This window comes from Enteractinococcus helveticum, from assembly GCF_001657475.1.
GTDB classification, from domain to species: Bacteria; Actinomycetota; Actinomycetes; order Actinomycetales; family Micrococcaceae; genus Yaniella; species Yaniella helvetica.
The window spans coordinates 451,050-473,995 of record NZ_LXEY01000022.1 but is presented as its reverse complement, the minus strand read 5'-3'; the positions used below and the strand labels follow the sequence as shown (position 1 = coordinate 473,995).

General features: G+C 54.4%; 22 protein-coding genes. 3 read left to right on the top strand and 19 right to left on the bottom strand.

What is annotated here, in order from left to right; all coding sequences use genetic code 11:
• Positions 1-19: 19 nt before the first annotated feature.
• From ftsX to A6F49_RS14245, 12 genes are all read right to left on the bottom strand, one after another.
• Positions 20-934, bottom strand: a complete 915-nt coding sequence (ftsX, locus tag A6F49_RS14300; protein WP_043058535.1) for a permease-like cell division protein FtsX — start codon at positions 932-934, stop codon at positions 20-22.
• The gene (gene ftsE / locus A6F49_RS14295) at positions 934-1,668 is read right to left on the bottom strand and encodes a cell division ATP-binding protein FtsE (RefSeq protein ID WP_043058536.1); all 735 of its coding nucleotides are present in this window, start codon (positions 1,666-1,668) and stop codon (positions 934-936) included. The genes ftsX and ftsE overlap by 1 nt, the downstream gene beginning before the upstream one ends.
• 149 nt (positions 1,669-1,817) lie before the next feature.
• Complete coding sequence (locus tag A6F49_RS14290) at positions 1,818-3,011, bottom strand: acetyl-CoA C-acetyltransferase (protein ID WP_043058537.1); 1,194 nt, start codon at positions 3,009-3,011, stop codon at positions 1,818-1,820.
• Between the two features lie 77 nt (positions 3,012-3,088).
• Entirely contained in the window at positions 3,089-3,532 is a 444-nt protein-coding gene (locus tag A6F49_RS14285; RefSeq protein ID WP_043058538.1) for an SRPBCC family protein, read from the bottom strand.
• Between the two features lie 46 nt (positions 3,533-3,578).
• On the bottom strand, positions 3,579-4,688 hold the full coding sequence (prfB, locus tag A6F49_RS14280) for a peptide chain release factor 2 (RefSeq protein WP_043058539.1): 1,110 nt from the start codon (positions 4,686-4,688) through the stop codon (positions 3,579-3,581).
• Positions 4,689-4,735: 47 nt separating this feature from the next.
• Positions 4,736-5,167 (bottom strand): Tad domain-containing protein, encoded by a 432-nt coding sequence (locus A6F49_RS14275; RefSeq protein WP_043058540.1) that lies wholly within the window; start codon positions 5,165-5,167, stop codon positions 4,736-4,738.
• Complete coding sequence (locus A6F49_RS14270; RefSeq protein ID WP_043058541.1) at positions 5,164-5,589, bottom strand: hypothetical protein; 426 nt, start codon at positions 5,587-5,589, stop codon at positions 5,164-5,166. The genes A6F49_RS14275 and A6F49_RS14270 overlap by 4 nt, the downstream gene beginning before the upstream one ends.
• Positions 5,573-5,947 carry a TadE/TadG family type IV pilus assembly protein gene (locus A6F49_RS14265; protein WP_235605005.1) on the bottom strand — a complete coding sequence of 125 codons (375 nt, stop codon included), beginning with the start codon at positions 5,945-5,947 and terminating at the stop codon, positions 5,573-5,575. Before A6F49_RS14265 ends, A6F49_RS14270 begins: the two co-directional genes overlap by 17 nt.
• A gap of 1 nt (position 5,948) precedes the next feature.
• On the bottom strand, positions 5,949-6,137 hold the full coding sequence (locus A6F49_RS14260) for a hypothetical protein (protein WP_043058542.1): 189 nt from the start codon (positions 6,135-6,137) through the stop codon (positions 5,949-5,951).
• 17 nt (positions 6,138-6,154) lie between these two features.
• On the bottom strand, positions 6,155-7,087 hold the full coding sequence (locus A6F49_RS14255; RefSeq protein ID WP_043058543.1) for a type II secretion system F family protein: 933 nt from the start codon (positions 7,085-7,087) through the stop codon (positions 6,155-6,157).
• Positions 7,084-7,932, bottom strand: coding sequence for a type II secretion system F family protein (locus A6F49_RS14250; protein ID WP_043058544.1), 849 nt, complete (start codon positions 7,930-7,932; stop codon positions 7,084-7,086). Before A6F49_RS14250 ends, A6F49_RS14255 begins: the two co-directional genes overlap by 4 nt.
• Positions 7,929-9,155 carry a CpaF family protein gene (locus tag A6F49_RS14245; RefSeq protein WP_043058545.1) on the bottom strand — a complete coding sequence of 409 codons (1,227 nt, stop codon included), beginning with the start codon at positions 9,153-9,155 and terminating at the stop codon, positions 7,929-7,931. Before A6F49_RS14245 ends, A6F49_RS14250 begins: the two co-directional genes overlap by 4 nt.
• Before the next feature lie 202 nt (positions 9,156-9,357).
• On the opposite strand from A6F49_RS14245, the gene A6F49_RS14240 reads away from it, so the two are divergent.
• Complete coding sequence (locus tag A6F49_RS14240; RefSeq protein ID WP_043058546.1) at positions 9,358-12,333, top strand: FtsK/SpoIIIE domain-containing protein; 2,976 nt, start codon at positions 9,358-9,360, stop codon at positions 12,331-12,333.
• Here the strand turns inward: A6F49_RS14240 and A6F49_RS14235 are convergent.
• The 4 genes from A6F49_RS14235 to infC all read right to left on the bottom strand — a co-directional run bounded on the left by A6F49_RS14235 (position 12,312) and on the right by infC (position 14,752).
• Positions 12,312-13,193 carry a TrmH family RNA methyltransferase gene (locus A6F49_RS14235; protein ID WP_043058547.1) on the bottom strand — a complete coding sequence of 294 codons (882 nt, stop codon included), beginning with the start codon at positions 13,191-13,193 and terminating at the stop codon, positions 12,312-12,314. The two genes, A6F49_RS14240 and A6F49_RS14235, sit on opposite strands and share 22 nt — an antisense overlap.
• Positions 13,194-13,210: 17 nt before the next feature.
• On the bottom strand, positions 13,211-13,594 hold the full coding sequence (rplT, locus tag A6F49_RS14230) for a 50S ribosomal protein L20 (protein ID WP_043058548.1): 384 nt from the start codon (positions 13,592-13,594) through the stop codon (positions 13,211-13,213).
• 73 nt (positions 13,595-13,667) lie between these two features.
• A complete protein-coding gene (gene rpmI, locus A6F49_RS14225; protein WP_043058549.1) occupies positions 13,668-13,862 on the bottom strand; it encodes a 50S ribosomal protein L35 in 195 nt (64 codons plus the stop codon).
• A 122-nt stretch (positions 13,863-13,984) separates the two neighbouring features.
• Positions 13,985-14,752, bottom strand: coding sequence for a translation initiation factor IF-3 (gene infC / locus A6F49_RS14220; protein WP_082911804.1), 768 nt, complete (start codon positions 14,750-14,752; stop codon positions 13,985-13,987).
• Positions 14,753-15,052: 300 nt separating this feature from the next.
• Between infC and A6F49_RS14215 the strand changes: the two genes are divergently transcribed.
• Positions 15,053-15,439 (top strand): DUF1844 domain-containing protein, encoded by a 387-nt coding sequence (locus A6F49_RS14215; RefSeq protein ID WP_043058551.1) that lies wholly within the window; start codon positions 15,053-15,055, stop codon positions 15,437-15,439.
• 3 nt (positions 15,440-15,442) lie between these two features.
• On the opposite strand, the gene A6F49_RS14210 is transcribed toward A6F49_RS14215, so the two are convergent.
• Positions 15,443-15,847: a hypothetical protein gene (locus A6F49_RS14210; RefSeq protein ID WP_043058552.1), complete on the bottom strand. Its 405-nt coding sequence runs from the start codon at positions 15,845-15,847 to the stop codon at positions 15,443-15,445.
• Positions 15,848-16,187: 340 nt separating this feature from the next.
• Between A6F49_RS14210 and A6F49_RS14205 the strand changes: the two genes are divergently transcribed.
• A complete protein-coding gene (locus A6F49_RS14205; RefSeq protein WP_043058553.1) occupies positions 16,188-16,436 on the top strand; it encodes a WhiB family transcriptional regulator in 249 nt (82 codons plus the stop codon).
• A 67-nt stretch (positions 16,437-16,503) separates the two neighbouring features.
• On the opposite strand, the gene A6F49_RS14200 is transcribed toward A6F49_RS14205, so the two are convergent.
• Positions 16,504-17,982 carry a sensor histidine kinase gene (locus A6F49_RS14200; RefSeq protein ID WP_043058554.1) on the bottom strand — a complete coding sequence of 493 codons (1,479 nt, stop codon included), beginning with the start codon at positions 17,980-17,982 and terminating at the stop codon, positions 16,504-16,506.
• A gap of 48 nt (positions 17,983-18,030) precedes the next feature.
• The gene (locus A6F49_RS14195; RefSeq protein ID WP_052504964.1) at positions 18,031-22,890 is read right to left on the bottom strand and encodes an NAD-glutamate dehydrogenase; all 4,860 of its coding nucleotides are present in this window, start codon (positions 22,888-22,890) and stop codon (positions 18,031-18,033) included.
• Positions 22,891-22,946: the final 56 nt, after the last annotated feature.

The window sequence follows — 22,946 nt, the reverse complement described above, 5'->3', positions numbered from 1 at the left end:
CACTAACATTACTCAATTATTAAACTTTCAGATAGCGTCGAAGCGTCAACATCGACGACGCTGCAGCAAGTACCAGTGCAATCAAGAACAGCAGCGGGACAAGCCATAATGCTTCGGTCGAAGAAATGAATCCAGTTTGTGGATATTGCCCGGCCAACCAGTCGGCAATAAAGAACTTGGCAATAGCCCACGTTGCAATCGACGCAAGTGCTGCACCCAGCAGGGCCGCGACCACTCCTTCAGCCAAGAATGGTAGCTGGATCATTGTCTTGGATGCACCCACCAGGCGCATGATGCCGGTTTCGCGCCGTCGGGAGAATGCAGAGAGTCGAATGGTGGTGGCTATCAACAAGATAGCGGTGATGAGCATGATGACGGCCAGGGCAATGGCGATCACTGATGCGATATTCATCAACGAAAAGAGTGACTCTAAGAGTTCTCGCTGGTCGGAGACGACTTCGACACCCGCCATGCCTGAGAACATTTCGTTGACAACTTCGTACTGTTCTGGATCAACCAGTGAGACTCTAAATGATTCTGGTAGCTGGTCGGCGGTGACACTTTCTGCCATATCCAGGTTGGAATATTGCTGCTGGAACAACTCCAGGGCTTGTTCCTGGGATTCGTACTCATAGCTTTCCACATAGGCAGCGGCTTGTGGCGACTCAAGTTGGGCTTCAATGGCCTCGCGCTGGGCATCTGTGACTCCCCCGCCGGCACAGCTGGCGGCCGTCGAGGTGTCGTTACACAAGAACATTGCGACTTCGACCCGGTCGTACCAGTAGCCTTTCATCTGGTTGATCTGCATCTGCAGCAAACCAGCAGAGCCCACGAATGTCAGAGAGATGAACGTCACGAGGACAACCGAGATGACCATGGACAGGTTCCGGCGAATGCCGGAGAACGTTTCCGACAGAATGAACGCGAACCGCACTATTTCACCTCGGTCTTTCTGAGTCGAGATTGAAGCTGCACGGTATTGTCGGCGGGTTGATAGCCACCTTCGGCTTCATCGCGGACGATCTTGCCGGCTTCGAGCTCAACGACTCGACGCCGCATGGTATTGACGATTTCGTGATCGTGAGTTGCCATGACCACGGTTGTCCCGTTCTGGTGAATCGTATCGAGTACTTCCATGATTCCCCAGGAGGTTTCCGGATCGAGGTTCCCGGTAGGTTCATCTGCCAAGAGGATTGCTGGTTTATTGACGACGGCGCGGGCAATTGCAACGCGCTGCTGCTCACCACCGGATAGTTCGTGCGGGAAACGGTGTGCCTTATCATGCAAGCCCACGGTTTGTAGCACCTCGGGCACCGTCTGATTAATCAAACTGCGACGTTTGCCCAGTACTTGCATCGCAAACGCTACGTTTGCAAACACAGTCTTGTTGGGTAATAAGCGGAAGTCTTGGAACACTACCCCGAGATCGCGGCGCAGGTGAGGCACTCGCCACGATGAGAGCCGCGCAACGTCGCGACCAGAAACATAGACGGTCCCTGAAGATGCTCTTTCTTCACGTTGAACAAGTCGAATAAAGGTCGATTTTCCGGATCCCGAAGGTCCTACGAGGAATACAAATTCGCCTCGGATAATTTCGGTCGTCACACCGTCCAATGCAGGACGCGAGGTCGTGTCATAGACCTTCGTTACATCTTCGAATCGGATCATCTTTTTCCTCGACCGAATCGTCGCACGATCCACCGGCGCTTGGTCTTGTCGGGGAAGCAAAAAGCACCAGCAACACCAAGACTAATCACGGTTGGATAACATCCGTGGGATCTTGGGGCTGGTGCCGGGGGTGTGTTGAAATTTATGTTTTATCGTTCAAGCAAGATGGCTTCCCCCTGGCCACCGCCGCCACACAGTGCAATAGCTGCTTTGCCGGCACCGCGTCTGCCGAGTTCTTTTGCGGCAGTCAGCGTCAACCGAGCACCGGATGCACCAACCGGGTGACCCAGTGCAATGGCGCCACCATAGAGATTCGTCTGTTCCAGCGGATAATCGTCGAGCTCCTTGAGCGACTGCACGACGACGGCACCGAAAGCTTCGTTAATCTCGATAAAATCCAGATCGGAAAGCTCCCAGCCGGAACGCTTGGTGGCGGCCAGCAGAGCATTGGCTGGTTGTGAATGTAACTGCGCGTTGCGTGGACCGGCGACTTGGCCGTAGCCTGCCACAGTCGCCAAGATGTTGAGTCCGTGTTCTTGAGCATATTGTCTTGCCACTACGACGACGGCTGCAGCGCCGTCCGATATTTGCGAAGAGTTTCCTGCCGTCACACTGCCGTCTTCAGCAAAAGCTGCCGGAAGTTTAGCCAGCGATTCTGGAGTTGTACCGTCGCGAATCCCTTCGTCACGATCGAATACGACCGGCTCCCCGCGACGCTGTGGAATTTCGACCGGCAGGATCTCTTCTGCACGCGAGGCAACGCCGTCGGCTGCACGTTGATGTGACCGTGCTGCAACATAATCCTGGCTTGGTCGGTCAAGATTATGTGTCACGTTGCCTTGCTCGGTGAGAATGCCCATCGAAACCTGACTGTCCTGGTCGGTCAGTGCGTCGTGATCGGTAGCGTCGAGCATCGTGACGGACCCGTATTTATGGCCACCGCGCGATCCAGGGATTAGATGCGGCGCGTTTGTCATGGACTCTTGTCCCCCAGCGACTACAACATCAGCATCACCAAGGGCGATCATGCGGGCCGCATCGATGACCGCGGTAGCTCCCGAAAGGCAGACCTTGTTGATGGTTATACCGTGCACATCTCGACCGATGCCTGCCTGGAGCGCTGCCTGGCGACCCGGGTTCTGGCCGGAGCCGGCCTGGATAACCTGCCCCATAATCACTGTATCCACCGCTTCAGCACCCACACCGGCGTCCTGCAGCGCACCGGTAATTGCGTGCGCCCCCAGATCGATGGCTGAGAAACTCTTCAGAGATCCAAGTAAGCGTCCGAAAGGGGTGCGCGACCCACCGACGATCACGGCATCGCGTGGTGAAATTGTAGACAACGTGACTCCTAAGATTCTGGCCTGTTGTCTAACACATTCTAACGCAAAACCGGCAAAAACTGGTCAGTTGTATAACGCTAGCTTTCGGCTTTCAGTGATAGCCGGTTAACTGAACTCATCAGGGCGTCTTCGGTATAAGAACGCGCCCGTGCAAAACGGGTTTCGTCGGTTAGTTGTGTCCAGTCGTAGGTGTGAGTCACCTCGGTGCTGTTGTCATCGATCGCACGTAGTTCCCACCGAAAGATGTGGCCACGAGGTTCTTGGCCAGTCGGTGCTGGCTTCCAGGCAATGCATCGGCCTTCATCGAACTCAATCACGTGATTGGTGCGGCTTTCCCCGTTGGTCAAGGCCATGGTGAATTCTTGATTTACCGCAGTGATTCGTTGCCCTGTTGGGGCTTGTGCAAGATTATCGTTGCCGTCCCATTCTGGTTGTCGAGCAGGATCAGCGATGAGTTCGAATATGGTTGCCGCAGGCGCATTAATCGTCCGTGTGGCTTTCACAATGCGTTGTTCAGTCATGCCTTCTAGTGTTGCACCCGCCAGCGAGGTTGGCTAGGTTCAGTGACTACTCGTGTCGACCTTCAGCGCGCCAACGAATGCCGGCTTCGATGAATTCGTTAATCTCACCATTGAAGACTTTGTCTGGGTTGCCTTCTTCATGGTTGGTACGCAAATCTTTGACCATTTGGTACGGGTTGAGCACATAGGAGCGCATCTGGTCGCCCCAGGAGGCCTTGACGTCACCGGCCAGTTCTTTCTTTTTGGCTTCCTCTTCTTCTTTACGCAACAGCAACAGACGCGACTGCAGAACTCGCATGGCCGCAGCGCGGTTTTGAATCTGCGATTTTTCGTTCTGCATCGAAACGACAATGCCCGTTGGGAGGTGTGTCAGTCGGACGGCCGAGTCAGTGGTGTTGACGTGCTGGCCGCCAGGACCCGAGGAACGGAACACATCGACTCGTAAATCGGTATCCGGAATCTCGATAGAGTCATCCGATTCGATAAGTGGCACCACTTCTACCGCAGCAAAGGAAGTATGACGTCGTCCTTGGTTATCAAATGGTGAGATGCGCACCAGACGGTGGGTGCCAGCTTCAACGGATAGCGTGCCGTATGCATAAGGAGCGGTGACTTCAAAGGTCGCCGACTTCAGTCCAGCTTCTTCCGCATAGGAGGTGTCCATGACTTTGGCTGGATACCCGTTATGCTCTGCCCAACGCAAATACATCCGCAGGAGCATCTGGGTAAAGTCCGATGCGTCGACCCCACCTGCTCCAGCGCGAATGGTGACAACGGCTTCACGTTCATCATATTCACCACTGAGCAAAGTAACAGTTTCCAATTGGCCCAAAGCTTTTGTAATACTGGCCAGTTCCCTATCGGCTTCCGCATAGAGGTCGGTGTCGCCCGCCTCTTGTGCCAGCTCAACCATGACTTCTAGATCATCGATCCGGGAGGCCAAGGATGTAAGACGTTCTAGCTCATTTTCTTTTCGTGACAGGGCAGAAGTAACCTGCTGCCCGACAGCCGGATCGTCCCAAAGATTCGGCGCGCTAGCTTGTTCGGACAGCTCAGCGATGTCGGCACGGATCTGTTCGACGTCAGATACCGCCTCGATAGATTCGTACGTGTGGCGCAGGTCTGCGATTTCTGCGGAAAAGTCAATATCAGCCATTATTCTTCAAGGATACGCGAAATGGGAGTCAGGTCATAAACGCCGAGTCATTGCGTGAGCTGTGTCCGTGCGGTGCCTTCTGTCGTCACCACGACGCCGGCGGGCAGAACCCAACTGACAATAGGCGGGTGTGCAGTGGCTGAAAGCTGCACCGACACCGTCGTATCTCCGGTAACACGGACCTGATCGACACGAAGATTCGGGAACCTGTCTGCGGCTTCGACGTTGCTGAGGTGCTGGTTGACCTGGTTCGTTGCTGTGTCTTGCGTAATCGTAAGCGTGAATGATTCCGAATCGGCAACGGTAAAAGCTGTAGCAGCACTTTGAGCAGCGGAGTCCGCTAGAGACAATAGCTTCCGATGCTGCAGGGTCACGGACATGATTGCTGCGATGGTCAAGGCAAAGAGCAAGATGATGACCGTGGCACCTATGACGAATATGGACGTCTGGCCGTCATCGCGTTGGCATTGAGGGGTCATTCAAAGTCTCCGATCACGTGATACCCGGTGGCATTCATGGTGGCAATACGGGTGGGGTTGCCTAGGAAAGTAGGGACCAGTGGCAAAGCCACATCGATCGATACATGAACTTGTATCTGCGTTCCAGGGTCCGTGCATTCGGAGTTGCTGCAGTGAATAGTCGTGCTGGTGGCTTGTGGGTCCAGTTGAAAATCGGCCGCGGTTAACTGGACAGTGCGGACCGCACGCCTTTCAGCCTGTGCTGCATCCTCGGAGAAGCCCACAGTCTTTGCAGCCTGGTCTGCCGCAGCTACAGCGGCATATCCTGCAGCTTGTAGCTGTGAGATTGTCAGGAGCAAATATATGGCTGGGATCAACAAGATGATCGACAAGCCAATGAACTCAACTGTGGCCGATCCTTCATCGCTACGGGGTGAGATCATATGCTTGTGCCGTCGCTGACAGTGGGATGGGAGCGGTGATAAATCCCAGTAGGGGAAGCTGGTGTGTCACAGTAACTCTGATGAGATCGCCTTGGCCCGCCCGTGCGATGGTTACGGTTGCTGATTCTGCGTTCGGGATGCTGCTGGTAAGCAGTGCAGCAGTTCGATTTTGTCCATCAGATAGATTACGATCTGCCAGCGCCGCATAACGGGCTCCAGCGGAGGCCGCATCGATCATAGTGTTTCTGGTATGGATGATCACCCCGAGTTGCAAGATAGTCCCACACAGTAAAGTCACCAGAGCGATGATCATCACTGATTCGGCTACGATCGAGCCAGATTCTTGAGTAGAGGTCAACTTAGGACCCTGAAACACGCGCAATCGCTTCTTCAAACAACCCGTTGAGTGCAGGTCCTGCGAGCGCCAATAAACCTGCCACCAAAATAGCAGACATGAGGGTGATCATGACCCACCCGGGGACATCTCCACGCTCGTCGTGGATGGAATCGATCCTGAAGTACGTCACAAGACGGTGAACTAGGCGCATAGTGAATCCTTTCGAAATTACAATCCGATGTTGAGTAATGAGAGTCCGGGGAAAATTGCGAAAACTACGGTCAGCGGTAAAATGCCGAATATTAATGGGACAAGCATCGAGATCTCCTTTTTGCCAGCGAGCTCGAGCAGTTCGCGTTTGGTAAGTTCACGAACGTCCCTGGCCTGTGCATACAGCACAGTGGCAAGGGGTGTTCCTCGTTCGTGCGCAACGGTGAAGCCAGTAATGAACCGTTCAACCGGATGAAGTTTCAAGCGATTTGAGCACGACTGGAGTGCTGTAGTCAGGCTGTCTCCGGAGCGTATGTCGGTTATCACCAGATTGAACTCATAGGCGAGTTCCCCGTGAGCAGTGGTGGCAACCCGTTCGAGTGCACTATATGCCGAGTCACCTGCCGCCACAGACAAGGCTAATAGTTCGGCGACAGTCGGAAATTCCGCAAAAATCTTCGTTCGTCGTCGATTAATCTGCGCTGTCAAGAGATTATCCCGAGCAAAAAATGCGATGACAGTGGCACTTGTGACGACAATCAGTCCGATGATTGGATTCAAAGCATGATTGAGCGCTGCCCAAATGCAACCAGAGGTAGCCAGCACTGCAGCTCCCACAGCCATGATCAATTGCTGAGCTCGATAATCCGCCACTGTTAGCCGAGAGCCTGCTTGTGCTAATCGCGCGGTGAGCTGCGCGTTACCAAGATTCAGCTTATTGAGCTGGTCAACTCCTGCCTGCACCAAGGGAGCGCTGATGTTCGACAGCGTACCGAACATGGTGAGTGTGGCCCGTTCGGTTTTTTCTGCATTCGTATGTCCACGCATCTGGGGAGCGACTCGTTGTGCCAAGCTCGGTTTATTAAACCGGATACCTACCGCTAGCAACATCGTGACCCCGATGGCCCCTGCAATTGCCAGCCCGACGGCTATCCACATCGAACCGGTCATAGGACTCTCCGCTCGGCAGGCAGGGAACCGATTTTCAGCATCAGTTGGTAGCACACGACTGAAACACACACGCCACCTAATAAAATAATCAACCCACTAACAGATTGGTAGGCAGCCGCGGCGTCAGGCTGAGTGGCCAGCAGCAGGAGAACTAACCAGGGTGCCACTACAGCCAACCGTGCTCCGTTGACGGTCCAGGATTGTCTCGCTTCAAGTTCCGCTCGGGTTCGTGCATCATCACGCAAAAAATCAGACAACGTTTCGAGTAGGCGACCGATATCTGCACCACCGACCTCACGGGTCACTTTCAGGGAGGCGATGAGACGGTCAGCCGTGGGATCTGCCAAGGACTGCTTGAGCCGATCAAGAGCATCTGTAAATCGTGCCCCCGCTCGATAATCCGCGGCGAATTCTTTGAACACATCACGAAGCTCTTCAGGCCCACGATCAGCTAACTGAGTTAGGGCTTCGGGCAGGGTCAAGCCAGCTCGTACAGCTGAGCGCAGGTTGTCGATGGCATCGGGCCAGATCTCGCGTAGCGCAGTTTGCCGCCGGTTGGCTTGCCAACTCAGCGCAGCCCATGGTGTCGCGGCAGCAAATAGTGCAAAACACAGACCAATCGGAACCGCTCCGGTAAGACCGGAGAGACTCACGAATACCACCAACGCGAGCACAACAGATAACATCACGACACTGGGAACCGTTAGACGGGCTATTCCTGACCGGGCAATGAGTTGGTGTGCCTTAGATGGGGGCCGATTCTTGGATGTGATGGGCTGTGGCCAAAAGGACCACCAGATCAGTAGTAATCCCGCTCCGAGGAGCAGCCCCATAATGACACTCATGCGGCTTCTCCAATGACCGTGCGAATGTCTATCCCAGCAGCAGTGAACTTTGGGTGCTCCATCAGGCCTGTATGGTTCAACATCAGTTCGCCGTCTACTAAGCGGAAGACCGAGGTCGATTCGATGATCCCGCCTTCCACACGGTTACCAACCGCCAGAACCTCAGATACATACCTGTGTCCATCATGACCTCGAGCGCAATGCACGACAAGGTCAAAACAGCTGGCCACAGTCGGCGTAACAAAGTCCCTGCTAATGTTTTCTCCGGCCAGCAGTGGCAGGGTACAAATTTTTGCTAAGGCGTCATGGGCAGAGTTGGCATGCACGCTGCACATTCCAGCCAGACCGGCATTTAAGGCTACGAGCATGTCGAGCGCCTCTGCCTCACGGACTTCACCAACAATGATGCGATCAGGCCTCATACGCAGGGCTTCTTTCACTAGCCGACGTAGCGAGATCTCGCCTACCCCTTCGAGGTTAGGTTGGCGGCACTGCATATTGACTACGTCTCTCTGCGGCACCTTGAGTTCGAAGATCTCCTCGACAGTAATGATTCGCTCTCGTGGGCCTATCGATGCAGAAAGGCAATTGAGCATGGTGGTCTTGCCTGCCTGGGTTGCTCCAGATACCAGGATGTTTAGGCCAGCACTAACGGCAGCGTCAAGAAATGCCGCCGCCTGGGAGGTCAGACTGCGCTTACGCACAAGGTCCGATAACCGATGCGCTCGGACCACAAATTTGCGAATGTTTACCGCCCAGTGTTTTGCGGTGATATCCGGAATGACGACATGCAGCCGTGAACCATCCGGTAATGCGGCATCAACGAAAGGCGTCGACAGGTCAAGCCGTCTCCCACTGGTCTTGAGCATCTTTTCAACAAGATCAGCCACCTGCTGAGACGTTAACGAAATGTTGGTGAGTTCGGTAATTCCATTGCGCGCTAGAAAAATTTGTGACGGTGCATTGATCCACAGTTCCTCTACTTCGGGATCGTCAAGCAAGGGCTGAAGTGGGCCAAATCCTGCTACAGCATCAAAGACAGCCTGTTGAGTTGAATCTAAATCATTTAGAACCGGAAGTTGAGACTGTAGGCTGCGAGCATCGTAGTCAGCGGTCGCCGACGCAACCAGTGCGCGTACTTCGTCAGGCTGTCCAGTGGGATCAATGCCACGAGTGCGAATCAGCTCACGAACTTCCAGCTCTAGCAATTGCTTGGCTTCCATGGGTCTCCGTCTTCAACCAAGGTGCATTCAATGAATTAGTGACAGGATTCACTTTCGCCAAGTTAGCTTTAAGTTTCAAGCCTTGATTGACGCATTGTGGATAACCGTAAAGAGTGCGCTCGTTTTCCACACGGGTGGGCAACTGTCTTCACGATTTGCCGCAAATGCATGAGCATAAGTGGACAGACGCGAAAGGAAAGGAATGCTACTCCAAATCTTTGGTTTGACTGACAGCCCTACCTGGTGGCAACTCAACCGCATCCCTCCAGAGGGTGGTCGTGAGCTAGCCTTGCGGTTACGTCAAGTCGTTCCCTCAGCAAAAAACCTCAGCTTTTACATTCAGAAACTACCGCTGGATGACATGTCTGCTCAGCAACTCTCACAGCTGTGGTCTGATGGCGTGGGACATCTGATAGCAAAGCCGGCTCAGGCCGCTGCTCCACGTACGCCAGAATCCAGGCTGTTATTAGTGACCGATGAAGGTCGTGATGCTGGCAGAATCTTTCCCCTGACTCGAGCTGATCTCAGGGTCGGAAGAAGTGGCGCGCAAGCCCAGATCCGAGATCCATGGCTCTCGGCTCATGACTTTGACATTCGATTATCATCCAACGGCACGGTCATCACGCCGATACACAACAACCCCATCCATTGGGAAACCGACGAGACGTTTGTGGCAGGTACGACGCGATTCAAACTTCACCGAGGTGCTGGCGAACCATTGCAAGTCCCCCACTATCCGGGCGCTTTCGAAGTGTCTTGTGGCCAACCTCCCTCACCGCCCAACATAGTACTGCAAGTGATCGGTGCAGCTGCACCCTTGATGATCGGCATAGTGCTGATGGTTGTTACCGGGATGTGGTACTTTCTGCTGTTTTCGGGAATCTCCGTCATCATAGCCTTTGTGCTCATCACTCAATATCGAAAGTCCCGAAGGCGATTCATCGAGAAAATTCGCACGGCACTGGCCACAACGGTGGACAGCTTTCACAACAGCATCTTTACTCCGTCTCAGCTGATGTTAGCTTTGACAGCTCACGTTGCTGATCCCCTCGCCCTCACGAAGATTCAGCCAGAGCATCCAGTGATTCACTTAGGCTCCGGTATCTGCAGGGCGCAGATGCTGCATGTCCAAAATACGCAGCAATGGGATGCGCATCTCGATGCACGAACTGACCTAGTCTTGGAGCTACTACCAGGCCAACGTACCGTGGTCATTGGAGAATCAGATCTTCTTCAACCGCTGAAGAACTGGATAATGGCTCAGCTGTTGCGCCATGTCCGTGCAACGGCGACAGGTCTAGTCATCGATGGTGCCCAGGTTGGTAGTTCACCTCTGGTAGAGATATCGGACGGCCTGGCTCCATCAGAAAACACCTCAGTACACCATCTGATATTCACCAAGGATGTCTATGTCGCGGATGGCTCCACCGTCGTAATAGATCTACATCATCATCGGATTGAGGGATCCTGGACTGCCACCGATGTCCTCCCGATTGGTATTAGCAGCATACTTCTTGACCGGATCGCCCACGAACTGGGACTACACCAACCAGGTGATCATCTCAGTTCTGATCACCTGATGTTGTCGTCACAATGCATGCGTGATCAGGCAATATCGCAACTTGCAACCAAATTAGGGACCGGACCGCTTGGTCTCACGTTCGATCTGGTTCCCGACGGTCCGCATGTACTCATTACCGGAACAACCGGATCTGGCAAATCTGAACTGTTACTCACGCTGCTCGCTGGCTTTGCGGAACGGTATCCCCCGTGCGAGGTCAGCATGATTCTGTTGGATTTCAAAGGCGGTTCATCATTCAATGTATTAGCTGCACTGCCGCACACCATGAGTGTGGAGACCAACCATACAGCAGCGATTTCTCTCCGGTCTCTCAAAGCTATCGCCGCCGAACTCTTCCGCAGAGAAAGCCTATTTGCTGACTACGAGGTGGCAGATTATGACGATTTCCGGCGTCGGGCACCCCATATCGTCTTGCCCCGGCTGGTTGTAGCCATTGATGAGCTCAGAGTATTGGTCGAACAAAACCCAGAGGCGTCTACAACGCTTGCCCACCTTGCAGCCACCGGTAGATCACTTGGCTTTCATCTCATCATCGCGACCCAGCGAACCCAAGGCGCTGTCAGTGCCGACATTCGAGCTAATATCGGTTCATCAATCTGTCTGAGAACTGCTACAGAGCACGATTCATGGGATGTCTTAGGAACTGCTGAAGCATTTTCGATCTCCCGTACGACCCCTGGACGGGCTTACTACAAGGGTGGAGCGAGTAAACCTCAACTTTTTCAGACTTCTCGCTATCTGCTCGATGAGGAGCCAGTAGTTCTGGAGCCTCTCCATACCCACCAGCGGTCATCTGACCAAGCCACAACGGATTGGTCAGCACTTGTTCAAACGCTCCGGAAGCGAGCCAGTGACCTACCGATTCCTGATCCGATCATATTGCCAGCTTTGCCACAGCATGTAGCTAAGTCTGCCATCCAACCGGTCGACAGCAGCATGGAAGCCACCGCTATTGGGTTAGTCGATGACCCTATGCGGTCTAGACAGCATCCGGTCTATCTCGGCCAAACACCTAGCGGTGACGAACAACTTGTGCTGTGCAGGTCTGTCGCCTGGATCGGCGCAGCAGGTAGTGGCATTACACAGTCACTACACGACGCAGCACGCTATGTTTTGGCAACGGCTGCTCACCGAATATTTCTCGACGGGCAGCCTCAGGTTCAAGCCCCAAAGGGATGGGACACATATTTGCACCATTCTGAGGCTAACGCAGATGTGCTAAAACAGTTCCTAGCCGATACCGCGACGGTACTGTCTAGCGGTGCAGAAGTCATCATGGTCATTGCTGATTGGGGCAGTTGGGCCGATGCGCTCGTGACAGGTAGTTTTCAGGGTTTTGAAGAACAGCTAATTCACATCTTGCGGCAGTACTCTACGAACTTGAAAGTGTATGTGTTTGGTGGCCGCGAACTCGCCGGAGGTCGTTTACTCGGAATGATTCCCGATCGATTCTATTTACCAAAGAATTCATCCACTGAACATCGAATGATTTGGCCCAAGCTCGTAGATACCCCAACGGTGACATCTCGTGCAGTCTTGGTAACAGCGGATGAACCCAACGGCGGTTGGGAAGTTCAGCTGGTCGATGGATCCTGACGGCGTTGAGCCATAGCGGAAGAGTATAGACAGATCGTTGCTGCGGTAGCCACGTTCAAGGACTCCGCTAGCCCGTAGAGGGGAACTGCTACCCTTTGATCTGCCAATCGAAGTTCATCGTCATTGAGTCCTTGGCCTTCATTACCAAATAACCAAGCCGTTGGCCCATTGAGCATACCGGAGTCTGTCTGATCTAACACACGAGTGCCATAACCATCTGCAGCGAAGATTCGTCCCTGAAACGATGCAACGAATGTCCCCAGTTCTACCCGGGTGTAGACCGGAAGGTGAAACAATGAACCCGCTGTGGATCTGACAGCTTTGGGATTGTAGATGTCGACTGTACCTGCAGTGGCCAGAGCATAATCAGCGCCAGAAGCGTCGGCTACTCGAATGATAGTGCCGACATTGCCCGGATCTTGAACACGTACGATCCCAGCGACCAACTCAGCGCCTGGAGACGGTTGCAAGCTATGTGGTGGCATGTTGACGACGGCGACAATGCCCTGATGCACTACAGCATCGGACATGGCTTGTAGTACTTGATCCGATGTCTCAGCTACGAACACGTGAGCGGGAAGTTGCTGTACGAGCGCAAATAGGTCAGGGTGCGAAATTATAAGCCGCTGTGTGTAATACACCTCAGCTACGGTTTCACCAACAGGCCACATTTGTTGGGCCGGCTCAGATAGTTTGAGAAATCCCAGGTGGGCACGAATAGCCTCGGTGGCTGATTGTGGACCTTCGGCCAGAAATTGCTGTCGACGGTTTCGCACAGCAGAACGCCCCGCCAACTGAGCGACCCGTTTGACGCGATCGGCGTGCGGGTTATCCATCAGATTGACGGGGCGTTGTCTCATGTCTTGAGTGCTAAATGTTACTTAGCTGCTGGTGCGTTGACGTCTGCAGGCAGAGCTTCTTTTGCCATTTTGACCAGAGCGGAGAATGTCTCTGCATCAGATACGGCAATTTCGGCCAGCATGCGACGGTCCAATTCAATTTCAGCCAGTTTCAGACCCTGGATGAAGCGGTTGTAAGTCATACCGTTGGCACGTGCAGCGGCGTTGATGCGGGTAATCCACAGACGACGGAAGTCGCCCTTACGTTTGTGGCGGTGCTGGTAGTTGTAAACAAACGAGTGCAGCAGCTGCTCGTGTGCTTTACGGTACAGACGTGAGCGCTGACCGCGGTAGCCTTTAGCGCGCTGCAGTACTGTGCGGCGCTTCTTCTTTGCGTTAATCGAACGTTTGACACGTGCCATGCGTTCTACTCCTTATTTATATGTTCCCCGTGGCGGGAAGAAAACTGATGGTGATGATACCTGTAGCGGTCTGCTAGATGCCCAGCATGCGACGAATACGTGCAACGTCGGCTTTAGCCAGTGCGACGTCTGGCTTCAGACGACGTTTGTAGCGTGAGGACTTGTGCTCCAGGTAGTGACGGCGGTTTGCACGTTCGCGCATCAGCTTTCCTGACCCGGTCACGCGGAAGCGCTTACGGGCACCGTTGTGAGTCTTCATTTTCGGCATAGTGGCCGTTCTCCTTATCGTTGTCGGCTGGCTTCCGCACGAAACCAGTCTCAGTCTTGTGGCAAGACTTTATGTCCCGGAACCGAGATCAGCTCGGGCAATCTTTCGTCAAAACGAACTGATTAGTTGTTTGGTCCAGGCTTGGGACCATCATTTGCTTGCGAGGCTTGTTGTTTCAGTTCTTCTGGCATGGCATCAGCAATCGAATTCTTTGGTTCTGCTTGCTGTGCTTCTTCTTCTCGTGCCTCACGTGCGGCCGCTGCCGCACGGTCACGACGGGAACCGCCACCCTGACGAGGCTTATGAGCTCCGCCTTTTCCGCGAGTAGCTTGTGCACCCCTCAGTGGGCCAACGACCATAACCATGTTTCGTCCGTCTTGACGAGGTTTGGATTCAACCTCACCAAACTCGGCAACATCATCAGCAAAGCGTTCCAATAACTGAACACCAAGTTCAGGGCGTTGTTGTTCGCGGCCGCGGAACTGGATCATTGCTTTGACTTTGTCGCCAGCCTTCAGGAACTTCTGAGCCTGAGAGACTTTGGTCTGGTAGTCGTGGTCTTCAATTTTTAGACGGAAGCGAACTTCCTTCAGCTGGGTAGTTGCCTGGTTGCGGCGAGACTGGCGGGCTTTAACAGCTGCCTCGTATTTCCATTTGCCGAAGTCCATCAATTTGGCAACGGGTGGTTTGGCCTTGGGAGCTACTTCCACCAAATCTAAATCAGCTTCAACAGCCAACCGCAACGCATCTTCAATGCGCACGATCCCGACCTGTTCGCCCTCTGGGCCAACCAACCGGACCTCGGGCACGCGAATGCGTTCGTTTACTCTTGGCTCGCTAATGAGATATCTCCTTGCTTGGGTGTCATGCTGGTAGTCACCACTCCCCATGGCGGACTTCCAGGGGAGGCATAAAAAATGCCTCCCTGTAAAGACAGTGGAGGCTAAACCGATAGCACAGGGGTGCTATCGACTCATCGAAGAAAGCCTATGCTTCCATTCGGGCTACCCGATAACAAGATGTGAATCCGTCGGCGGGTGGGAGGAAACCTCCACTTGTCATACGTCGATAAACCATATCATGTTCGACCGATGATCTCAATTCAATGCAATAGGCCTTGCGCCTCCTCTATGCACGAAAATTCCGTCCCAGTGAAATTTTCAGGCAGAAGTTATGCCAAGCTTAGACGTATGACTGAACCACATGATCACACCCAAGACGGTGTATATGCATTCGGGCTGGATGACGTCGAGAATCAAGTTCGCGAGATCCACGAAGTACCGGCCGCCGAAGTTATCTCCACGACAGCTGTGCACCTGATGACAGCCGCTGCTGTCAAAGTTGGTTTGGGCGACATGCCGAATGCCCGAGACCATATTGACCTTGATGAGGCACGCAAGCTCATCACCGCCCTTGCCGGACTCATTGTTGCCGGCGCTCCTGACATGGGCTCAGCTCACGCTGCACCACTACGGGACGGCCTGCGGAGTCTGCAGCTGGCATTCCGCGAGGAATCCATCGTGCCTGACCCACCAGGCCAAGGCCCCGGTGAAAAATACACCGGACCAGTCAACTAACGACTAATCCCGACTCCGGCGTTGCACAAGATGATTGTTCAGCGCCGGAGTAAACAGCAAGATCAGCACGACGCCGCCCGATACTATCAGCGCAGTTCCCAGCAAAATGTCGCCAAGTTGGAAATAGGTAAATGAAACAATGACCGCCAACACTTCTGCGACGATCAGCGCACCGCGCGGCCATGCCTTGCCTTTATTCACTCCGACAGCGGCAGCGACCAGCCAGACGGTTCCAAGTAAATACAAGAAAACCAGGAAGATAACCGCTGAGACCGGCAGCTGACCCGTCCCGCTCCCCACAATCGTTAAGACGGCGTTGACCAAAAGCGCGACGGCCTGACCTAAGACCACTAGAACCACGACCCTGACGAGAAGAGACGCTTGAGTGCTCTGTGGTGACTGTGACATGTCGTAACTCCATGACTAAAAATCGAATGTAAGACAAAAAAGATGCCCGTCTCAGCGTATCTTCATTTACGCGCCCTTAATGTGATCGCCGCATCATCGCTAACCACATTTAACCTTCAATGTGATTAACAACTCGCGGTTTTCCGAAGAATTCTCAGAAAAGCTCTTGAAGAGGTGCACACTCCGTGAAAAGCTTGTTCATAACATATTAATGGAGATCCGTAATCTGTTTGTCTTTATGGGACACACCACGTGTCATCTAGACTGACGCGTTTTTAATTACCGATCACAAGGCACTTTTATCTCACGCTTACAAAGCGTCTTTTAGGGAGCGATTATAATGGATTGGCGCAGTAAAGCAGCCTGTCTTGACAAAGACCCGGAACTGTTCTTTCCAGTAGGTAATACTGGCCCTGCATTACTGCAGATAGAAGAAGCGAAAGCAATCTGCCGTACCTGCCCAGTTCAAGAAGTCTGTCTGCAATGGGCAATTGAGAGCGGTCAAGACTCTGGTGTCTGGGGCGGCATGAGCGAAGACGAACGCCGTGCACTGAAACGTCGTAAGGCTCGCGCTCGTCGCGCCTCATAACCACAGATATTTTTCAAAAGGTCGGTGTTGCACATGATGTGACACCGACCTTTTGTTTTCCAAATATCTAATGGTCAAGTGGAATCAATACAACGGCCCGAGTACCTGCGGCTCCGAATTTATCGGGTAACTGGCGTTCCCAACTGATCGAACCACGAAGATCAGATTCCACAAGGGTCCGAATAATCTGAGTACCCAAGCCGCTACCGATCGCTGCGGTCGCCTCGGGACCATCCACGACACCTTCATCAAGGACTTCGACTTTCAAATACGGATGGGGCTGGCCAGGCGTATGAACCCGTTTGGTCAGCAATGAGATCATCCCGCCATCCGGGCCCGTGCCATGTTCAACGGCATTTGTGGCTAACTCATTGACTACCAGGGCCAATGGAGTGGCTAGGTGACCTGGCAACTGTCCAAAGCTTCCTTCAATCCGGGTCGACACCGGATGCGAGCCTGCTGCAATCTCAACGGCCATCGTAAACTGACGATTCAAGAGGTCGTCCATGTCAACGGTAGTTTCCATGGTCTGCGACAGGGTTTCGTGGACCAAGGCGATCGCATCGACTCTCGACATAGCCTGCAGGAGCGCCTGGCGTGCGTCGTCGGATTTCATTCGCCGCGACTGCATCCGGAGCAGGGACCCCACGGTCTGCAGATTATTCTTCACCCGGTGATGGATCTCTCGGATGGTGGCGTCTTTGCTGATGAGTTGTTCGTCCCTGCGACGAATCTCGGTGATGTCTCGGAGCAACACCAGGGCGGCGAAGTGTTGGCCTTGATCGTCTAGCAGGGGAATCGAACGTGCTGACAGGACGATATTGCGGGTTTCGATATCGACTCGGGCTGACTGGCGTCCAAACAGAACTGTGGGCATAACCTCGTCGATGGGCAGATTGAGATCAAGTTGATTGGTCACTAGTCTCGAAAGCTGACGCCCGTCGACGGCATCTCTGATGCCGAGTTTTCGAAAAGCCGACGTCGCGTTCGGCGAAGCATAGGTGATCAGTCCGTGGGCGTCGATGCGGACCAACCCATCCCCCACTCGCGGATTCCCATGACTTGTCGACGACGCCTTGGAATCTTGCGCCGGCCAGGTGCCGTGGGCGATCATAACGAATAGATCGTTTGCGGATTGTCGGTAGACTTCTTCCAGCCGTGAGGTGTGACGTTGTGAGACCAGATTTTGGTGGACGGTTACCACCGCCATGGTTTCGTCCTGCCCGACCACGGGCCAGGCAGACACACCGGGTGGACCACCCACGTCGTCGCTGGTTTGTGTGAAGGGTTGTCCGCTGGTAAAGACTCGCTCTAGTACCGGGCCCATACTTGCCGGAGGCGTGGTTCCGGTCATGTCTTGTGGCAGCGTGGTTTGGGCGGTCACGGGTCGAGCCTGTGCCATGGCAATATATGACCCGTCGTGTGGATACCACAACACCATGTCGCAGAACGAGAGATCTGCTGCGATCTGCCATTCGGCGGTAATGAGCTCTAATCGTGGTGCGTGCCGCTGGTCAACAAAAGACCCAGGAGTCGAGGTATGCATGTTTGTAGCGTAGTCTCGACTCCCGGGTTTTGCGAAGCGGTGCGGCGATTACAGGATCAAACTGCGCAGTCGGCGCAAGACTACAGTCATCATGGCAAGGTCCGTGTCTTCGTGCATGGTCTGGGCATCGAATTGTTCTGTTACCTGGGTTAGGAAACTGCGAACGCGTGCCACACGCCGGAGGTGGTCGGATTCCCAGTGGGCCAGTGCTTCGGCTGGCGAACGCTCTTCGATGCCCTCGGTCGTCAAGACTTCACCAGTAAGTTCGGTAAGCCAGGAGTAAAGTTCCTCACGCATCGACACTCTGGACAATGAGTCCCACCGGGTTTCCCGAGACAGGCCACTGATGAGATCCAGCAGGTAGCTGACGTTGAATACATCATGCAGGGCAAAAAACACTCCGATGACACGCTTGGGATCTTCATCGAGACGAGCGGCCAGGTCCACGATGTCCATCAGCGAATACGCTTCGAACATGCGTGAGGTGCGAACGGCCAGCTGCGGCTCGAAGCCAGCTTCGATCAAGCGATCACGATCGGATTCAAACCTGCGGTTGGTATCCCCCACGAATGCTCCAGAAATTTCTGGAATCAATTCGGTCACCGGTTCCAGGTAGGCCGAGATACGTTGTTGCATGGTCAGATCGGCACGCTGGTGGTGGATAATCCACCGGGTAATTCGATCTGTGAGACGACGCAGCCGGAATCCAATCTCCCATCGAACATCCGGATCGACGCTTCGTGGCAACGCATGGAGTTCTTCACGGTACTCATTGATCTCATAGATCCACTGGCCCGCCAAAAACGATTCGACAACGGTGTGAACGTCGGCTCCGGTTTCTTCTTGGGCACGGAATACGGTGGTGATACCCCCGGTGTCGACCACATGATTTGCAACCGACATCGCAATAATCTCCCTGGCTAACGGGTGATTCAAGACCGTTCGACCAGCTCGTTGCTGCAAGGTTTTTGGAAAATACGCATAGAGCCAGTCGTTGAACCATTCATCGTCGACCATTTCAGATTCCAGCAGGTCGTGCATCATCTGAATCTTGGTATATGAGGCAAGGATCGCTAGCTCAGGAGTGACGAACCCCTTACCTTGTTCCATGCGCTGGCGAAGTTCCTCTTCGGAAGGGATAGCCTCTTGTTCTCGATCCAGCCCGGCGTGTTCTTCCAGCCACGCGGTGTGGCGGATCAGCGTCGGGGTCCATTCCGCGTCGAGTCCTTCTTCCAGACGTAATAACGCATTCTGGGACACGTTGGTTTTCAGAACCAGCTCTGCCACCTCGTCGGTCATCGACAGCAATAGCTCGGTGCGTTCCTCAGGGGCGATGAGATCTTCTTCAAGCATCGTATCGATCAAGATCTTGATATTGACTTCATGGTCCGAGGCGTCGACACCACCTGAGTTGTCGATCGCGTCCATGTTGATTAACACCCCGTTGAGGGCTGCTTCAACACGTCCGGCCTGGGTAGCACCAAGGTTTCCGCCTTCACCAACCACGCGAGCACGCACCTGGGAACCGTTGACCCGAATCTGGTCGTTGGCACGGTCTCCGACCTGGTCGTGAGTTTCTTCTGATGATTTGATGTAGGTTCCGATACCGCCGTTATAGATCAAATCCACCGGGGCTTGCAGAATTACCTTGAGCAGTTCGTTCGGCGTCATTTCCGTGATGGCCTGATCGATAGCAAAGACCTTGCGCATCGGCTCGGTGATTTCCACCGAGCGAGCGGTACGGTCAAAGACACCGCCACCTGCAGAAATCAGCTCCGGGTTGTAGTCACTCCACGACGAGCGAGGCAAATGGTAGAGGCGTTCGCGTTCTTCGAAGGAAACTTCTGGATCTGGATTGGGGTCAATAAAGATGTGCAGGTGGTTGAAGGCAGCGATCAGTTTGGTGTGACGAGATCGGCGCATACCGTTGCCGAACACATCACCAGACATATCGCCGATGCCCACGACCGTGAACGGTTCGGCTGTCACATCTATGCCCAGTGTGCCGAAATGCGATTTCACTGACTCCCACGCACCGCGAGCGGTAATGCCCATGCCTTTGTGGTCGTAGCCCACCGACCCACCGGAGGCGAAGGCATCACCGAGCCAATGGCCGTATTCGGCGGCGATTTCGTTTGCGGTATCCGAAAAACCGGCGGTCCCCTTATCTGCCGCTACGACCAGGTAGGTATCCGTGCCATCGTGGCGAATAATATTGTCACGAGTCCAGGTCACGCGTTGTCCTTCGATGGTGCGCTGGTTATCGGTGATGTCCAGCATGCCGCGCATGAAGGTTCGATAGGCTGCGCGACCGGCTTCAAGCCAGGCTTCTCGATCGACCGTGGGATCTGGCAGACGGTGCGCATAGAAGCCTCCCTTGGCGCCCTGGGGCACAATGACGGCGTTCTTGGTTTGTTGGGTTTGTACCAGGGACAGCACTTCGGTGCGGAAGTCTTCTCGACGGTCCGACCACCGCAGCCCACCGCGAGCAATCGCCCCGAACCGGAAATGCACGCCGGAGACCTGTGGTGAGTGCACCCAGATTTCATGCAACGGTTGCGGATGTGGCGCAAATGGGATCCGTTGTGGTGCGATCTTAAAGCTGAGCCACCCGTGGCCGGTATAAGCATTCGTTCTATCCGTGGCTTGCATGACCGTCAGATAGTGGCGAAGCAACCGGTCGGCGTCTAAGGTTGGGATTTTGTCGAAGCGTTCGTGCAGCTTGGCCACGATGTCATCGAGCTGGGTGGCTCGTGCCTGCGAGGCCACCCCGTCGAGTTCGTCACCAACACCGGCTAGATCCGGGGCAAAGCGCGTGTGGAAGTATTCCACTAATCCGGCGGTGACTCCTGGATTGGCCAACAGCACCTCGGCCATGAATTGCAGCGAGTTGGGTAACTGCAATTGCCGCAGATAGTGTCCGTAGGCACGCAGTACTGCCACCATTTCGGGGGAAATACCCTGGTGAAGCACCAGTTTGTTGAAGGCATCGGCGTCAATATGCCCGGCGATAGCCGAGGCAACCGTATCCTCCAGGAGCTGTGCCACGCTGGAGAGGTTCACGTCCTCGCCGGCAAGTAGCCCGACGTCGTAGAGATAATAGTCGTCTCTATTGCGCGGTGAAATACGGAACGGGTACTCATCGGTGACTTGCACCCCCAGCTCCCCCAGGATCGGCATCAGCGTGGTCAAGGTGATGGGCTGGACCGAATAAATTTTCATGCGCGCCCCCACCTCCCCTGGCACCAGATAAATGGCGGGCCGGTCCTCTTCCAGAGCGGTGAAACGCGAAATATCTTCCATCGCGTCATCGATTTCAAAGCGCACCCGGTAGTTCGGCGGGAATGCCTCATCCCAGACCTGAGCGGCTTCGACTCCGGAGTTTTCGCCAAAGACGGCGACAGCCTGGATGTCCACACCTTCTTTCCAGGACCGTACGGCCATCACGAGGTCTTCTTCGATCAGGTCGTGGTCAACCTGGTCATAGCCGTCCCAATCTTTGGGTAATTGGATGCGGTAGAACAATCGGGCCAGCACCGATTCATCGAGGTAGACGTTGAAGTCCAGCGAGGTCGCGTTGAGGTGATCCACCAGAACCTCTTGGATCCGCAACCGCACCGATGTGTTGTACCGATCGCGCGGCAGATACACCATGGCTGTCATGAATCGGCCATAGATATCTGGTCTCAAAAACAGCCGGGTTTTGCGACGTTGGCCCAAGGACAAGATGCCCAGCATCGTGTCGAGTAACTCTTTGGGGCTCATTTGCATCATTTCGTCGCGCGGATACCGCTCGAGCTCATGATTCAGCGCGGCGCCCGAGTGTGATTGCGGGTCGAATCCTGCTTCCGCGCGGACCTGGTCGGCAAGTTCGTGGGCATAGGGCACCTGGTCGATCGGAACCGAGGTCAATGTGGGACGCCACAGTCCAATGAATCGGCGTTCCCCGATGGCCTCGCCGTCGTCGTTATATTTTTTGGCGCCGATAAAATCCATGTAGGCGTTGCGATACACCCGTGAACGCGAGTTGGTTTTGGTGATGATCAGCGGCTGGGGCTTATCAATTTGTTGCTGCCCCAGTGCGGTCAGCGGCTGTGCGGTTGATGTTTGGTCCCGCATGATGCCCAGTCCGGTTTCCATATTGGCGGCCAGGTACTGTTGCCCATGCTCATTGGTGGCCAGCTCGTATTCGCGATAGCCCAGGAACACGAAATTATCATCGCGCATCCACTCCAACAGACGGGCAGCCGGTTCGATATCTTGGGCCCAATCCGGGCCCTCGGTTCGCAGCGCCTGGGCGGTATTGGTCGCAGCGTGTTTCAGTTCTTCGTAATCAGTGTTTGCGGCACGCACATCGGACAGCGACGCCTCGATGGCCGCCACCAGAAGTTCGGCTTGTTCTGGTTGCAACGGTATACCGGTTTGGATGGAAATCCAGGATTGCAGTTCCGCGTGGTAGCCCTCGGGAGATGGCGGAATTTGTTCCAGCGGCATGACCCGGTCGCCTGAGATCCTGGGCGGGTGCGCGGGGAGTTCAAAAATATCGGTGAGTTGGCCGTCGTCGTCTGCGTGTTGGGCGACCACGATGGGGTGGACGACCACCGAGATGGGCACGTCCATCTTATTGAGTTCGGCTGATACCGAGTCGACCAAGAACCGGATGTCTGGGTGGACAACCTGAACTACGGCGTGCCGCGGATAGTGCCGGATGGCAATTTTTGGTTTGCCGGCGGCTTTGACGGCAAGTTCCAGGTGACATTGCACCATCTCGTCACGACCTTGCTCGCCGAGGACTCGCTGATCTTCTGGGCCAACATGTCGAAAATAGGCTCGGGTAAGCTTATTTGTCGCTTCGACGGGACTATCCGTGGACGGCGCTGTCCACAACGGTTCGTTCGCGGGCATCATGCAACTTTCTGTTGAAAATCTTTCAGGGTGACGGCGCCATTGCCGCCACCCATCAC